The organism is Paraburkholderia sp. J7 (genome assembly GCF_905220155.1).
Taxonomy (GTDB): Bacteria; Pseudomonadota; Gammaproteobacteria; order Burkholderiales; family Burkholderiaceae; genus Paraburkholderia.
Genome location: NZ_CAJMYZ010000004.1, coordinates 179,889 through 194,788, shown reverse-complemented (window position 1 = coordinate 194,788; position 14,900 = coordinate 179,889). Strand labels below are relative to the sequence as shown.

The 14,900-nt window shown below is 65.9% G+C and carries 12 protein-coding genes; 5 read left to right on the top strand and 7 right to left on the bottom strand.

Going from position 1 to position 14,900, the window contains the following annotated elements:
• Positions 1-8 precede the first annotated feature (8 nt).
• Positions 9-896 (bottom strand): EamA family transporter RarD, encoded by an 888-nt coding sequence (gene rarD / locus U5A58_RS08375; RefSeq protein ID WP_321961080.1) that lies wholly within the window; start codon positions 894-896, stop codon positions 9-11.
• A 267-nt stretch (positions 897-1,163) separates the two neighbouring features.
• Here rarD and U5A58_RS08370 point away from each other — a divergent pair, with 267 nt between their 5' ends.
• Entirely contained in the window at positions 1,164-1,952 is a 789-nt protein-coding gene (locus tag U5A58_RS08370; RefSeq protein ID WP_321913053.1) for a sulfite exporter TauE/SafE family protein, read from the top strand.
• Positions 1,953-1,994: 42 nt separating this feature from the next.
• Here the strand turns inward: U5A58_RS08370 and U5A58_RS08365 are convergent, their stop codons facing one another.
• Together U5A58_RS08365 and U5A58_RS08360 are read right to left on the bottom strand one after the other, a co-directional pair.
• Entirely contained in the window at positions 1,995-2,255 is a 261-nt protein-coding gene (locus U5A58_RS08365) for a hypothetical protein (RefSeq protein WP_201694050.1), read from the bottom strand.
• Positions 2,256-2,507: 252 nt separating this feature from the next.
• On the bottom strand, positions 2,508-2,861 hold the full coding sequence (locus tag U5A58_RS08360; protein WP_321913055.1) for a BON domain-containing protein: 354 nt from the start codon (positions 2,859-2,861) through the stop codon (positions 2,508-2,510).
• Between the two features lie 587 nt (positions 2,862-3,448).
• Between U5A58_RS08360 and U5A58_RS08355 the strand changes: the two genes are divergently transcribed.
• The 3 genes from U5A58_RS08355 (at position 3,449) to U5A58_RS08345 (ending at position 6,811) form a co-directional block, all read left to right on the top strand.
• A complete protein-coding gene (locus U5A58_RS08355; protein WP_321913056.1) occupies positions 3,449-4,948 on the top strand; it encodes a TAXI family TRAP transporter solute-binding subunit in 1,500 nt (499 codons plus the stop codon).
• A gap of 79 nt (positions 4,949-5,027) precedes the next feature.
• On the top strand, positions 5,028-5,681 hold the full coding sequence (locus U5A58_RS08350) for a 2-hydroxychromene-2-carboxylate isomerase (protein WP_321961079.1): 654 nt from the start codon (positions 5,028-5,030) through the stop codon (positions 5,679-5,681).
• A gap of 143 nt (positions 5,682-5,824) precedes the next feature.
• Positions 5,825-6,811 carry a LysR substrate-binding domain-containing protein gene (locus U5A58_RS08345; protein WP_321961078.1) on the top strand — a complete coding sequence of 329 codons (987 nt, stop codon included), beginning with the start codon at positions 5,825-5,827 and terminating at the stop codon, positions 6,809-6,811.
• Between the two features lie 54 nt (positions 6,812-6,865).
• On the opposite strand, the gene xdhC is transcribed toward U5A58_RS08345, so the two are convergent.
• From xdhC to xdhA, 3 genes are read right to left on the bottom strand one after another with little or no spacing between them, the layout of a single operon-like run.
• Complete coding sequence (gene xdhC, locus U5A58_RS08340; RefSeq protein ID WP_321961077.1) at positions 6,866-7,456, bottom strand: xanthine dehydrogenase accessory protein XdhC; 591 nt, start codon at positions 7,454-7,456, stop codon at positions 6,866-6,868.
• Complete coding sequence (gene xdhB, locus U5A58_RS08335) at positions 7,453-9,819, bottom strand: xanthine dehydrogenase molybdopterin binding subunit (RefSeq protein ID WP_321961076.1); 2,367 nt, start codon at positions 9,817-9,819, stop codon at positions 7,453-7,455. The genes xdhC and xdhB overlap by 4 nt, the downstream gene beginning before the upstream one ends.
• Before the next feature lie 40 nt (positions 9,820-9,859).
• Entirely contained in the window at positions 9,860-11,401 is a 1,542-nt protein-coding gene (xdhA, locus tag U5A58_RS08330; protein WP_321961075.1) for a xanthine dehydrogenase small subunit, read from the bottom strand.
• A gap of 475 nt (positions 11,402-11,876) precedes the next feature.
• Here xdhA and U5A58_RS08325 point away from each other — a divergent pair, with 475 nt between their 5' ends.
• Positions 11,877-13,139 carry an MFS transporter gene (locus tag U5A58_RS08325; protein ID WP_321961074.1) on the top strand — a complete coding sequence of 421 codons (1,263 nt, stop codon included), beginning with the start codon at positions 11,877-11,879 and terminating at the stop codon, positions 13,137-13,139.
• A gap of 82 nt (positions 13,140-13,221) precedes the next feature.
• Here the strand turns inward: U5A58_RS08325 and U5A58_RS08320 are convergent, their stop codons facing one another.
• Positions 13,222-14,883 carry a bifunctional aspartate transaminase/aspartate 4-decarboxylase gene (locus tag U5A58_RS08320; RefSeq protein ID WP_321948535.1) on the bottom strand — a complete coding sequence of 554 codons (1,662 nt, stop codon included), beginning with the start codon at positions 14,881-14,883 and terminating at the stop codon, positions 13,222-13,224.
• Positions 14,884-14,900 lie beyond the last annotated feature (17 nt).

Below are 14,900 nucleotides of genomic sequence, written 5' to 3'. Positions count from 1 at the left end.
CACGCCACTCACGCCGCCCGGCGCCCACGTGCGGCCACAAGGCTGCGCACGCCTTCGAGCGAATACACGCCGAGCGCGACCCAGATCGCGCCGTAACCCACAGCGCGCACCGCGCCGAATGGCTCCCCGTAGATGAGCACGCCAGTGAGCAACTGCAGCGTGGGCGTGACGTACTGGATAAGACCGAGCATCGAGAGCGGAATGCGCCGCGCGGCCGCACCGAAGAGGAGCAGCGGAATCGCCGTGATCGGGCCGGAGGCCGCGAGCAGCAGTTGCAGCCCGCGCGAGGCATGCGTGAAGTGGCTCTCGCCCGCGAGGGCCACGATCGTCAGATAAACGATCGCAACGGGAAAGAGCAAGACCGTTTCGAGCGCGAGGCCTTCGAGCGCGCCGAGCTGCGCGGTCTTGCGCAGGAGGCCATAGCCGCCGAAGGTCACGGCGAGCGCGAGACTGATCCAGGGCGGCGCGCCGTTCTGCCAGGTGAGCCATACGACGCCCGCGGTGGCCAGCGCCACGGCGGCCCACTGCAGCGCGCGCAAACGCTCGCGCAGGAACGCATAGCCGAACAGCACGTTGATGAGCGGATTGATGAAGTAGCCGAGGCTCGCCTCGACGATGTGCCCGGCATTGACGGCCCAGATATAGATGCCCCAGTTGGCCGAAAGCAGCACGGCGCTCGCGACGAAGCGCGCGAGCAGGCGGCGGTCGCGCAGCGTGGGCCCGAGCCAGCGCCAATGGTGGCGCACGACGAGCACGGCGATCACGAACAGCAGCGACCACGCCATGCGGTGCGCGAGCATTTCGAGCGCGGGGATCTGGTGCAGCGTCTTGAAGTAGATGGGGAAGAGCCCCCAGAGAACGAATGCAGCGAACGCGTAGAGGATGCCGGGATTCATGTTCGATTCTGGTTATGGAGACGCCAGTCCTACGCGGCGCTGTTCGGCGCGTGCTTGCACGACCTCAGGGTCCGTGCGAAGGCAATTGAAAGCCAGGCGGTGCGCGCCCAATTTCGCGTAACCCTGCGCCAAGCCGCCGGTTTTGCGACAATAGCGGATTTTCGCCGCCAGCCCTGGCCGTTGTCCAGCCTGACGCGCCGCTTACGGCGCGCGCTGTTCTCAACGCGGCAGGCGGCGCCGCCCCCTGAACCGGCTTCCTCGCGCGCGATGTCCTTCCCCCATATCGATCTGCTGTATTCGCTGTCCGGCCTGTTCGTCGGATTTCTGGTCGGCCTGACCGGCGTGGGTGGCGGCTCGCTCATGACGCCGCTCCTCGTGCTCGTGTTCCACGTGCACCCCGCCACGGCAGTGGGCACCGACCTGCTCTATGCGGCGGCGACCAAGTCGACGGGCACGCTCGTGCACGGGCTCAAGGGTTCGGTGGACTGGCGTGTGACGCTGCGGCTCGCAACCGGCAGCGTGCCTGCCGCGACGATCACGCTGATTCTGCTGCACCGCTATGGCATGGACACGCCGCGCGCAGGGCATCTGATCCAGGCCGTGCTGGGCGTGGCGCTCCTCATCACGGCCGTGGCGCTCATTTTCCGCCCGCAGCTCGCCGCATTCGCTTCGCGCCACCGCCACGAGCCCGGCGAAGCGCGCACGCTGTTTTTCACGATCTTCACGGGCGCGGTGCTCGGCGTGCTCGTCTCGCTGACCTCGGTGGGCGCGGGCGCCATCGGCGTGACGGTGCTGCTGCTGCTCTACCCGGCGCTGCCCACGGTGCGCATCGTCGGCTCCGATGTCGCGCACGCCGTGCCGCTCACGCTCCTCGCGGGCGCGGGCCACTGGCTGCTCGGCTCGATCGACTGGCACATGCTGCTTTCGCTCCTGTGCGGCTCGTTGCCCGGCATCGCGATCGGCAGCCTGCTCTCTTCGAAAGCGCCTGAAAAGCTGCTGCGCGTGCTGCTCGCCGCAACGCTCACGCTCGTGGGCGTGCGGCTCGTGCTCTCCTGAGCGTCGCGCACGTCATACGCATTCCGCGCAGCACGTGCGCGCTCAGGCGTGAGGCGCCTGGCGAAAGAACTTGCCGTTGAGATCGACCTCGAACTGGCGTAGCCACTGGCCGCGCGCGTCGATGCGGTAAGCCTGCGCCCAGGCGCCGCGCCGCACGATCAGCATGTCGCCGTGGTCCGGATCGTTGGGATCGGCTTCGCCGCGAATATCGAACTGCATGGGCGCAAAGCCGTGCCGCGCACAGGCGAGTTCGAAGGCCGCCCGGTCGACGAGCGGCAAGTCGGTGTAGGTATGAATGGTCATGGCGATTTCCTGCTTTCCAGCGATGAGGCCGCGCTCGACCTCGGGGAAGACGCGCGATATCCACGGTATACCCCCAACCGCGGGAAAACTGTGTGTCAAACTACACTTTGGCGGCTGCAGTGCAGCATGATGAAATTGCATGCCAGACATACGCGCATAAAAAAAGCCCGGCCTGCAGAGGCCGGGCTTTTTCTTCGGACTTTTTCCTGCTACGTGCCGCAAGCACCCTGCTTCCAGGGCGCGTGACAGCGTTTATTGCTGCATGACCGTCAGCTTGTTCGACACCGACTTCACGCCTGCCACGCCTTGCGCGACCTCGCCAGCCTTGTCGATCTGGCCCTGATCCGGCACCGTGCCCTCCAGAGTGACCGCGCCGCCGTGCGAGCGCACGCTGATGTTCGAAACGTCGACGCCCTGGGTCTTCGAGAGCGCCTTGCGCACCGTGTAGCCCAGCTTGCGGTCGGCCTTCTTGGCCGACGTCGCCGGAGCGGCCGAGGTCGTAGCCGCGGGTGCGTTCGCCGAGTTGTCTTGCGCATAGGACGCGCTGCATGCCACCGACAGGCACAGTGCCGCGCCCAGCGTCTTCAGAATAGCGACCGATTTCATGTTTTCTCCTTGTGTCTTCGCGTTGTTGCGGGTTCTTGCCTGGAATAGGACCGCCTCCCTTGCCGGCGGACGGCCCGAAGGCCGCTCGTCAGCCACGGTCTGACGGCTTCGTTACCACTACCGATGACCGCGTACAGCACGCAACGCGCGCGTACACGGCCAGGGTCTGGACGCGATGCGAGAGGCAAGGATGAAAGGACGTCGAATGACTTTGGTTATTACGCCCGCCCGGACAGGTCTGCGCCCGTTTCCTGTTTGTTATGCATGGATGATGCGTCGATGCTCGCGCGAGCCAGATGCTTCGGCCAGACTTCCGGTCCCCGGCGCGCCATGCCAGGCGCGGCAGGCGAATCACAATTTAGCCTGGCTGTGCCGCAAGCGCAAAGAGTTTAGCGCAGGCGCCTGTGGCATGCGCTCAAGGTGTTCGGCAAGGCACGCGGCATGCCGCCGCAACGCCGATTCTCATGTACCATCGGCTCCACAGAGCCCGCGCGGCGCGCGTGCCTGAGCCCACCCGGCGCCAGCGCCGGACCCAACGCGGACCCGACCCGCACGCTCCCGAACCACCCGAGGCCCGCTCCACCCCGATGAAGTCCCGTACCGGCCGCAAACCTCCTCCCCGTCTCGTCGCGCGCTTCGTGGCGATCTCGTGGCGCGACCTGGCAGTCACGTTCGGCCCCATCCTGCTCGTGAGCGCGGCAGCCATCTGGCTCGCGGTGCGCCTCATCCAGCCCGCGCCGCCCAACACGCTCACCATGAGCGCCGGGCCCAAGGGCAGCACCTACTGGAACGCCGCGCAAAAGTACAAGGACATCCTCGCGCGCAACAAGATCACGCTGAACGTGCTCGAATCGGAAGGCTCGGTGCAGAACCTGCAGCGTCTCGCCGATCCGAAGTCGAACGTCGACGTGGCGTTCGTGCAGGACGGCATCGCGAGCAAGGTGCCGGACGGCCTCGTCTCGCTCGGCAGCGTGGCTTATGTGCCGCTCGTGGTGTTCTATCACGGCCCAGTCGCCACCCGGCTTTCGCAGTTCGAAGGCCAGCGCATCGCCATTGGCGCCGAGGGCAGCGGCACACGCGAACTCGCGCTCACGCTGCTCAAGGCGAACGGCATCCAGCCCGGCGGCGCGACGAAACTGCTGCCGCTCTCGGGCGACGACGCCGCGCGCGACCTTGTGGCAGGCAAGATCGACGTCGCGTTTCTCGCAGGCGATTCCGCGCAGCCGGCCGTCATGGGCCACCTCATGCGCACGCCGGGTGTGCGCTTTTTCGACTTCGTGCAGGCCGACGCCTTCGCGCGCCGCTACCCGTATCTCACGGCCATCACGATTCCGATGGGCGCGTTCGATCTCGGCAAAAATCTGCCCGCCACGCCGCTGCAGATCATCGCGCCCACGGCCGTACTGGTCGCGCGCGACTCGCTCCACCCGGCGCTCTCAGACCTGCTGATCGAAGCGGCCAAGGAGGTGCACGGCCGCTCCTCGCTCCTGCAGCACGCAGGCGAGTTCCCCGCGCCGCGCGCCCAGGATTTCCCGATCAGCGGCGACGCCGCGCGCTACTACAAGTCGGGCAAGAGCTTCCTCTACCGCGTGCTGCCCTTCTGGGTGGCGAGCCTCGCCGACCGGCTCGTGGTGCTGCTCGTGCCGATCATCGTCGTGCTGATTCCGGGCCTGCGGATCGTCCCTTCGCTCTACGCCTGGCGGGTAAAATCGCGGATCTACCGCTGGTATGGCTCGCTCATCGCACTCGAGCGCGCCGCGATGGCCGACAACTCGCCCACCGAGCGCAGCGCGCTGATCCGCCAGCTCGACAAGATCGAGGAGTCGGTCAACGGCATGAAAATGCCGCTCGCGTATGCCGAGCAGTTCTACGTGCTGCGCGAACATATCGGCTTCGTGCGCGCGCGGCTCTCCGGCACGCGCGAAGCGCTGGACGCAAGCGTTGTTGCGCAAGAGGAGCAGACAGCGCAAAGCGCCGAAGAGGCAGAGACGCCGGAAGGCGCCAGCAAAGAAGCAGGCACAGCGGGTACAGAGGCGAGCCATGCAGACGAAAGCGGCGGCAACGAAACAGGCGAGCGCACGCATTAGCGCCGCTGCACGCATTTTGAACCGAACAATCGGCCATGCAATCAATGGCCCGGAAATCGCCCAAGAGCGGAGGAACAGCATGATCGACGGCATCGACGCCAGCCAGCCGGCCTGGTTCTACGACTTCGTGTCGCCGTTTTCGTATCTGTTGCTGGAACAGCACGAGAAGTGGCCCGGCTTCGACTTCGTGCCGACGCCCGTGCTGCTGTCCGAGCTATATCGCCACTGGGGCCAGCCGTTCGGCTCCGCGGTCCCGGCCAAGCGCATCTTCACCTACCGGCACGCGCTCTTTCGCGCCGAGCAACTCGGCATTCCGTTCAAGATGCCGCCCGCTCACCCGTTCGACTCGGTCAGGCCGATGCTGCTCGCCATCGCCGCGGGCGGCGATCTCGCGTGCGTGCGCGAGATTTTCCGTTTCATCTGGCGCGAGGGACGCGACCCGTCGAGCGACGAGGGCTTCGAACAGCTTTGCGAGCGCGTGGGCATTGCGCACGGCGAGTCGCTGATCGAGGAAGAATCCGTGCGCGCACAGTTGCGCCGCAACACCAACGACGCCATCGCCATGGGCGTGTTCGGCGTGCCGACGTTCTGGATGAACAAGCAGCTCTTCTGGGGCGAAGACGCCTTGCCGATGGTGCTCTACTGCGCGCGCAGCCCGAACTGGCTCGACTCGCGCGAGGTCAAGCGCATCACCACGCTGCCTTCGGGACTCGCGAAGACCGTGACCGAGTGAGCGGCAACGCCCCCGAAGCATCCTTCTGATCTCCGTCATGCCGCGCACCCTATGGCGGCGGCGCGCGAGGCGGCTTATGGTTATGGCTGAACGCGTGCGCGCGCAGGTTTCTCTGGCGCACGCGCCCTTGCCCGCCACGCCCCATGGACGACGATAACGCCCTCACCCTCGATATCTGGCTGGTGCGAGTCCTGCGCACGCTGCTGGTCGAGCGCAGCGTCACGCAGGCCGCGCTGCGCCTGAACCAGACCCAGCCCGCCATCAGCACGGCGCTGCGCCGTCTGCGCGAGATCCTGGGCGATCCCATCCTCGTGCGCGGCAAAGCCGGCATGGTGCCGACCGAGTATGGCGAGTCGCTGTTGCAGCACGCGCAGCGCGTGCTGCGCGACGTGGAGTTCGTGGCCACGCCGCACGGCGACTTCGACCCGGAGCGCTCGAAGCGCACGTTCCGCCTCGCCGCCCCCGACTACCTCAACGACTTCTTCATGCCGACGCTGATCGCCCGCTTTCGCGAGACGGCGCCGGCGGCGCGGCTGGAGATCCTCTCGCTCTCGCCCACGCTCGACCATCACGGTGCGCTGGACGCGGGCGAACTCGACATCGTGATCGGCAACTGGCCGAAGCCGGAGCCGCGTTTCGCGCGCAGCGACCTGTTCTCCGACAAGGTTGTCTGCATGATGCGCGCGGATCATCCGCTCGCGCGCCGCGAACTCACGCGCGAGGCGTATCTCGCGGCGCCCCATCTCGCGCCCACGCCCTATACGGGCGCGCATGCCAGTGCGATCGATCTGGGATTCGCGAAGGCGAAGGCCGAGCGGCGCATCGTCGCGACGCTGCCCTACTTCGGGCTCGTGCCGCAGGTTTTGCTGCAATCGGATCTGATCTTCACGACGACACGGCGCTTCGCACAGCATTACGCGAAGCTCATGCCGCTTGCGGTGGTGGACACGCCGATCGCCTTTCCGCGCATTCACTGCTATCAGATGTGGCATCCGCAGCCAGACAGGCCGAGCGACGTGGGATGGCTGCGCGGCTTGGTCGACGAGGTATCGGGAACGCTCACCGCCGAGCGCGGCACGAAGCGCGCGAGCGCGAAGAAGACCGCGAACGTGGCTAGCGAAGCGCTTTGAAATGCAAACGGGCGCCTCGTCGAGGCGCCCGTTTTACTTGCACGATGCGTCGGATCAGGCGCGCTCGAGCGCGAGTGTTCTCACCACAGCCGGGCGCTGCGCCACCCGCATCTGCATGAGCTGCGCGGCGACCGCCACCGCAATCGACGAAGGCGCCTTGTCGACGATCCCCGTCACGCCGATCGGGCAGGTGATCTCCTCCATACGCCCTTCTTCCACGCCGCGCTCCATGAGCCGCCGCTCGAACTTCACGCGCTTCGTTTTCGAGCCGATGAGGCCGAACCACGCGAAATCGCGCCGGCGCATGATGCGCTCCGAAAGCTCGAAGTCGAGCGCGTGATTGTGCGTCATCACGAGGAAGTACGCGCCCGCCGGCGCTTCGTCAACGATGGCCGCCGGCGTGTCCGTCGCTTCGATCTGCACGTTGGCGGGCACTTCGTCGGGGAACAGTTCGTCGCGCTCGTCCACCCATTGCACGACGCACGGCAGCATGCCGAGCAACGTGATGAGCGCGTGCCCCACGTGGCCCGCGCCGAACAGCACGATGTGCATCGGCCCGTAATGCGGCACCGGCGTGCTGCGGCGGCCAATGATCACGCGTCCGGTTTCATCGACGCGCACGCAATGCTCAGGATGGCGATTCATTTTGCGGCCCCCTCGCGCGCCATCGTCCGCACCGCGCGCACGCCCTTCAAGATTTCCTCGGCGGTGGCCGGCGCATTCATCGGCGGATTGAAGCGGTAGTCGGCCACGCTCGCCACGGCGTCGCGAATCGCGAAGAACACCGAGAACGGCAGCAACAGCGGCGGCTCGCCCACAGCCTTCGAGCGGTGAATGCTGTCCTCCGCGTTGCGGTTCTTGAAGAGCCGCACGTTGAATTCCGCAGGCGTGTCGTTCACGGTCGGGATCTTGTAGGTGGACGGCGCGTGCGTCATGAGCTTGCCGTCCGGCTTCCACCACAGTTCTTCCGTGGTGAGCCAGCCCATGCCCTGGATGAAGCCGCCTTCCACCTGGCCCACATCCAGCGCCGGGTTCAGCGACGCGCCCACGTCGTGCAGCGCATCGGCGCGCAGCACGCGCATTTCGCCCGTGAGCGTGTCGATCACGACTTCCGATACCGCCGCGCCATACGAGTAGTAGTAGAACGGCCGCCCGCGCAGCGTGGCCTGATCCCAGTACAGCTTGGGCGTGGTGTAGAAGCCATCGGACCAGAGCTGGACGCGCGCGAGATAGGCCTTCGAAACCAGCGTTTCGAACGGCACGATCGTCTCGCCCACGATCACGGATTCGTTGGCAAAGCGCACGTCGGCGGCGTTGACCTCGCCCTTGCCGTACGTCGTCGCGGCCAGCGCGGCGAGGCGCTCGCGCAACTGGCGCGCGGCGTCCTGTGCGGCCTTGCCGTTCAGGTCGGTGCCCGTCGACGCCGCCGTGGCGGACGTGTTCGCTACCTTGCTCGTATCCGTGGCGGTCACGCGCACGCGGCCGAACTCGATGCCAAGCTCCTGCGCCACGACCTGCGCGACCTTCGTGTTCAGGCCCTGGCCCATTTCAGTGCCGCCGTGGTTCACGAGCACCGAGCCGTCGGTGTAGATGTGAACGAGCGCGCCCGCCTGGTTGAAATGCGTGACGTTGAACGCAATGCCGAACTTGACCGGCGTGAGCGCAATGCCCTTCTTGAGCACGGTGTTGTTCGCGTTGAATTCGCGAATCGCGGCGCGGCGCGCGCGATAGCCGCTCGTTTCCACGAGTTCGTCGATCAACTCGTGAATGACGTTGTCCTCGATGACCTGGCCGTAAGGTGTTTCGTTGTTCTGCGTCTTGCCGTAGAGATTGCGGCGGCGCACGTCGAGCGAATCGAGGCCGAGCGAGCGCGCCACGTCGTCCATGATGTACTCGATCGCGAATGCGCCCTGCGGGCCGCCGAAGCCGCGAAACGCCGTGTTCGACTGCGTGTTGGTCTTGCCGCAGAAACCGGCGATCGACACGTCGGGCAGCCAGTAGGCGTTGTCGAAGTGGCAGACCGCGCGCGTCATCACCGGGCCGGAGAGGTCTGCGGAAAAGCCGCAGCGCGAGGTCATGTCGACCGACACGCCTTCGATCGTGCCCTGATCGTCGTAGCCCACTTCATACGTGTAGTGGAAATCGTGGCGCTTGCCCGTGACCATCATGTCGTCGTCGCGGTCCGGGCGCAGCTTCACCGGGCACAGCAGCTTCCATGCGGCGAGCGCCGCGCAGCACGCGAAGAGGCCCGACTGCGATTCCTTGCCGCCAAAGCCGCCGCCCATGCGGCGGCATTCCACGAGCACGTTGTGCGAGGCCACGCCCAGCACGTGCGCAACGAGGTGCTGCATCTCGCTCGGGTGCTGAGTCGAGCACCACACGTGCATGCCGTCGTCGTCCTTCGGCACCGCGTAGGCGATCTGCCCTTCGAGGTAGAACTGCTCCTGGCCGCCCAGCAGCATCTCGCCTTCATGCCGGTGCGCGGCGCGCGCGGCACGCGTGGACGCCTCGCCGCGCGCAAGCTTCATCGGCGGCAGCACCGACTGCTGCGCGGCGCGCGCCTGCTGCGCCGTGAGCACGGCAGGCAGCTCTTCGTACTGCACGTCGGCGCGGCGCGCGGCAAGGCGCGCCGTGTCGTGTGAGGTTGCCACCACGATGAACATGGGCTGGCCCACGTACTGCACGACGCCGTCGGCGAGCACCGGATCGTCGTGGATGATCGGGCCGCAGTCGTTCACGCCGGGAATGTCCTCGGCCGTGAGCACGGCCACGACGCCGGGCGTCGCGCGCACTTTGTCGAGGTTCATCGAAACGATGCGCGCGTGCGGCTTTTGCGAGAGGCCGAGCGCGGCGTGCAGCGTGCCGGCCACGACCGGAATGTCGTCGGTATAGGTGGCGCGGCCGCTCACATGCAGGTGCGCGGATTCATGCGGGCGCGAGACATGCACTTGCGCGAAGGGCTCGCGTGCCTTGAGTTCGTCCAGGAACGGTTCGGCTTGCTGGTTCATTGTGTCGTTCTCCGTATCTCTTTTCCGATTCCTGAATGTCTCAAGCCGTTTCTGCTGCGACGTTGCGCACGTTGATCGCTTGCGGCGCAAGCGGGTTTTGCGGACGCGTTTCGAGCCAGAAGCGGTACAGCGTGTTCTTCGCGGCTTCGAGGCGGTAGTCGCTCGTCGCGCGCATGTCGGAAAGCGGCGCGTAGTCGTTGCCAAGCGCGATCATCGCGGCCTGGGCCGTGGCTTCGTGCCATTGCGCGCCGGCGAGCACGCCTTCCGCGTGGGTCGCGCGCTTCGGCGTTGCGGCCATGCCGCCGAAGACGATGCGCGGCTCGCGAATCACGTCGCCATCGGCGATATACGCGAAGGCGGCGCACACGGCCGAGATGTCCGAGTCGAAGCGCTTCGAGACCTTGTAGGTGCGAAAACGCAGGTTCGCACGCGCACCGGTGCGCGTGGGCACCTTGAGCGCGAGCACGAACTCGTGCTCCGCCATGTCCTTTTTCTGGTATGCGAGGTAGAGGTCTTCGAGCGCCATCTCGCGCTCGACATCGCCGCCGCGCAGCACCACGCGCGCGCCGAGCGCGATGAGCCCCGGCATCGAGTCGCCGATGGGCGAGCCGTTCGCGACGTTGCCGCCTATCGTGCCCGCGTTGCGGATGGGCAGCGAGGCGAAGCGCTGCCACATCTCTTCGAGTTCCGGGTACGGCTTCGCGAGTTCGGCATACGCGCGCTCCACAGTCACGCCCGCGCCGATCTCGATCCACGCGTCACTCACGTCGATGCGGCGCATCGCTTCGACCTGACCCACGTAGACGATGTCGCCAAGCTCGCGCATCTGCTTCGTGACCCACAGGCCGATGTCGGTGCTGCCCGCGAGGATGCGCGTGTTGGGACGCTCGGCCTTGATGGCGGCGAGCGCCTCGACGGTGCGCGGCGCGTCGTAGTGCTGGCCTCGGCTCTCGTAGTGGAAGGTATCCTTACGCTCGATCGTGGCCAGCGTTTGCGCGAGCGCCTTCACGTCGACAGGCTGCTTCGGCGCGCCGGCCTGGAACATCTGCTCGGCGGCGTCGAGGATCGGCCGGTAGCCCGTGCAGCGGCACAGGTTGCCCGTGAGCGCGTTGGCGATCTCGTCGCGCGAAGGCACGCTGCAGGTGCCCTTGCCCGCGCACGCGCCGAGGCCGGCGTGGTCCGCGTGCTCGTGGCCGTGCTTTTCATAGAGCGCCCACATCGACATCACGAAGCCGGGCGTGCAGAAGCCGCACTGCGAACCGTGGCAATCGACCATGGCCTGCTGCACGGGATGCAGCGAGCCGTCGGGCTGGCGCAGGTCTTCGACGGTGAAGAGCGCCTTTCCGTCGAGCGTGGGCAGGAACTGGATGCAGGCGTTGACGGCCTTGAAGCTCACGCCGCCCGCCTCGTTGCGCTCGCCCACCACGACCGTGCAGGCGCCGCAGTCGCCTTCGGCGCAACCTTCCTTGGTGCCGGTGCAGCGCGCGTCTTCGCGCAGGTACTGGAGAACGGTGCGGGTGACGCCCGCGTCGCTGACTTCGCGAATCGCGTTGCGGTGGTAAAAGCGGATCGGCTGGCTCATGGTTTCTGGCTCGTCGTTGGCTGCGGCTCGCAAAAGGCGTGTGCCGCTCGAGTGGACGGTTCGAAAACTATCACTGCCAATATTGGCAACCCATAGCTAGAGGAGCATGGGGGATATATCGTTGAATCGATAAATCGGTGTGCTGCGGGGTGGCTGTGCTTATGTTGATGTGTCTTGATTGCGCGATTTCGGCGTTAATTCATGAATATCGGACATATTCGACTGAGCATTGACCCGTTTAAACACCGATATCTCCGCACGAACGGTCGGACAATGCCACCGCGCTTGCGCGAATTGCGGGCAACGTCGCGCAAGATCGCGGGATCTCCGTGGCGGGGCGATCGAACGCAAACCGCCGTCATCACCGCAGAAAACCCTTGTTCCGCCGGTTGGAACAGCTTTTCAATTTCTGCATAAAAACCGGTTCCATGGGACAATTACGCCTTTCCCGCCGTTTTCCATCCGCGTTTTCCCCATGTCTGCTGATTTGGCGCCCAGGCGCAACGCCGCATCGACGACCCTGCAGATCATTCCGGTCGTCTTTTTCACCTTCCTCTGCTACCTGACGATCGGCATTCCGCTCGCGGTGCTGCCGGGCTACGTGCATAACGACCTCGGTTTCAGCACCGTGGTGGCGGGCGCGGCAATCAGCGTGCAGTACATCGCCACGCTCTGCTCGCGCGCGCTCGCGGGCCGCTCGGCGGACACGCTCGGCCCCAAGAGAACCGTGACGATCGGCCTGACGATCTGCGGCGCGAGCGGCGTGCTGCTCCTCCTTGGCACGCTCGTCGATCACTGGCCCGGCCTCTCGCTCGCGCTGCTGGTGGTGAGCCGCCTGTTGCTCGGCTGCGGCGAAAGCCTGTGCGGCACCGGCGCGATCCTCTGGGGCATCGGCCGCGTGGGCACCGCTCACAACGCGAAGGTGATCTCATGGAACGGCATCGCCACTTACGGCGCGCTCGCGATCGGCGCGCCGCTTGGCGTGGTGATGGCGCACGCGATCGGTTACTGGATGCTCGGCGTTTCGGTCATCGCGATGGCCGCGCTCGGCTTCTGGCTCGCGCGCCCGATCGCGCCGGTGCCGATCGTGCACGGCGAGCGCATGTCGTACCGCAGCGTATTCACGCGCGTGCTGCCGCATGGCATCGGCCTCGCGCTCGGCTCGGCAGGCTTCGGCTCCATCGCGACCTTCATCACGCTGTTCTACGCCGCGCGCCACTGGCCCAACGCCGCCTTTACGCTCACGGTGTTCGGTCTGATGTTCATCGGCGCGCGCCTGTTGTTTGCAAACACGATCAAGCGCTTCGGCGGCTTCCGCGTGGCCATCGTCTCGTTCTCGTGCGAGTGCGCAGGCCTCTTGCTGCTGTGGCTCGCGCCCACGCCGCAAGTCGCGCTCGCGGGCGCCGCGCTCACCGGCTTCGGCTTCGCGCTCGTGTTCCCGGCGCTCGGCGTCGAGGCGGTCGGGCTCGTGCCGCCCGCAAGCCGCGGTGCGGCGCTCTCGGCGTACTCGGTGTTCCTCGACCTCTCGCTGGGCATTACCGGCCCGCTCGCCGGCTATGTGGCGAACCTGTTCGGGTATGGGTCGGTGTTTCTGTTCGCCGCCATCGCGGCGGCGGCGGCCGTGGCGCTTTCGGTTTCGCTTCATCGCAAGAGCGTGCGTTCGCATGCCGCGCAGAGCGCGCCGAGTGCGCAAAACGCAGGTGCCGCCAGCGCACCCGCCGGGCAACGAGCCGAATAAAAAAACCGCACCCGGCAAACTGCGCCGGATGCGGCCCGGACTTCAGACGACATCACCGCAGGCGGCTCTACGCCGCCTGCCATCACTTCTTCACCGCAGCCGTATCGAGCTTCTTGCCGGTCGCCTCGTTATAGCGCTTCACGTATTCCTCGGTGAGCTTGGCCACCGCACGGCCGATCTTGCGGTAGTCCGACTCGTTGAGGTTCGCGAGCGACACGCGGCCCGACGGATGCGCCGTGCCAAAACCCTTGCCCGGCAGCAGCACGACGCGCGCCTCGGCCGCCAGCTGGAACAGCAGTTCGTTGGGCTTCACCTGCTTGAGCAGCCAGTCGACGAAATCCCGTCCGAAACGCTTCTCGCCCAGGTACTCCATGTCGAGAATCGTGTAGTAGTCGACCTGGTTCGGATCGTCCTCGTCGTAGGTCGTGCCCATTGCCTCGAACAGCGCGCGCTTGCGGCTGCGAATCAGGCGCTTGAGCGCGTTCTTGTACGCGTCAGGGGTGTCCATCAACGAGAACAGCGAGAACAGCACCATCTGCACCTGTTGCGGCGTGGAGAGGCCCGCCGTGTGATTGAGCGCGACGGTGCGGCTGTCGGCCACCAGACGGTCGATGAACTTGAGCTTGTCCGGCTCCGTCGTGATCGACTCGTAGCGCTTGTGCAGTATCTTCTTCTCCTCCTTCGGCAGCTTCGCGAGCAGATGATCGAGGACGTTGTCGCGATGCGTTGCGATAGCGCCCAGACGCCAGCCCGTCGCCCCGAAGTACTTCGAGTAGGAGTACACGAGAATCGTGTTCTTCGGCGCGAGCGCGAAGAGCGAGACGAAGTTGTCGGCGAAGGTGCCGTACACGTCGTCGGTGAGGAAGATGAGGTCCGGGCGCTCCTTCACGATCTCGGCAATGTATTCGAGGCTCGCGTCGTCGAGCTTCACCGAAGGCGGGTTGCTCGGGTTCACGAGGAAGAACGCCTTCACCTTCGGGTCGCGCAGCTTGTCGAGTTCCTTCTTCGAGTACTGCCAGTTGTTCTCGACGGTGGCGTTCAGATGCACGACATCGAGCTCATAGTCGTTGAGCTCCGGAATCTCGATGTAGGGCGTGAAGATCGGCATGCCGAGCGCGATGGTGTCGCCCTTCTTGATCAGGAAGTTCTCGCGCATCGTGTTGAAGATGTACGTCATGGCCGCCGTGCCGCCTTCCACGGCGAACACGTCGAACTCGCCGACGAACGGATGCTTGCCGATCATCTCGCGGCGCAGATACTGGCCGACGATGATTTCCGAGAGCTTGAGCATGCGGTCCGGCACGGGATAGTTGCAGGCCAGAATGCCTTCGCACATCTCGTAGAGGAAGTCGCCCGCCGAGAGGCCCAGCTGGTCGCGCACGTACGAAACCGCCCCGCCGATGAAATCGATGCCGGGCTGGCCCTTGTTCTCGCGCAGGAACTGATCGAAGCGTTCGACAATGCCCGCGCGCTGCGGGAAGCCGCCTACCCCTTCGGGCATGTACGAGAATGAGCGCTCCGACTCGCGCATCGCGAAGAGGCCTAGCTGCCAGAAGCCGTGGCGGGGAATGGTGGCGAGAAAGTTGGGGTTGCCGCGGCCTGCGTTGAGCATCGAGAAGTTGGCCGGGCGCTCGGTCGCGCCACCGCCGGCCGCCTTGATCAGTTCGTCCTTCAGCTCGAACGGGCTCAGTGCCTCGAGGGCCGACTTTTCCTTCGCGCCGTTACTCTTCGCTTTCGTTGCCATGGTGTTCTCCATTGGAA